Source organism: Alcanivorax sp. HI0083 (assembly GCF_001635175.1).
Genome location: NZ_LWFX01000786.1, coordinates 1 through 534, shown reverse-complemented (window position 1 = coordinate 534; position 534 = coordinate 1). Strand labels below are relative to the sequence as shown.

Here is a 534-nt window from a genome sequence, read left to right as displayed (position 1 = left end):
GCGCTCGCCGTTTTCCCCTTCGAAACCGCGAAAATAAAAATCGCTCCACTTGAACAGATTCTGATCTGTCATGCTCAAGGCAAAGTCGGTGCTTTTGATGGTCATGCTTTCCGGGTCGAACTGCACATAGCGCTCTGTGCTTTGCAGATAGGCGTTCTTGACCAGGTAAAAATGGTGTTCCTTGTCGTTATGGGAGACCAGCAGTTCTGCGGCGACGTTTTCTGAAACATTACCGCTTAATGCCGGGCCACCGTCTTCGAAACGCAACAACAGCCGGTCTTCTGTATCGATGCGGCGCGGATCACCAATCAGATGCGTGCTGTCATCTTTCTCAAAGTAGGGGTAGCCCTCCCTGGACCATTGGACCCACTGGTGGGGAACCGGCACAAGGCGACCTTCTTTTACAGCGAAAAAGGAGTACAGACCGATATGTTTGCCGATCAGGGGTTTGAAGTCGGCGCCGGTGAGGGTAATGATCTGTGCCCAGAGGGCCGATGAGGCGCAAAGCAGCAGGAGTGTAGCCAGCGCCCGGGT

Annotated in this window: 1 pseudogene; it reads right to left on the bottom strand. The window is 53.9% G+C overall.

The features are described 5' to 3' along the window. Positions 1-534: pseudogene (locus A3754_RS27510) on the bottom strand (hypothetical protein); the annotation flags it as partial.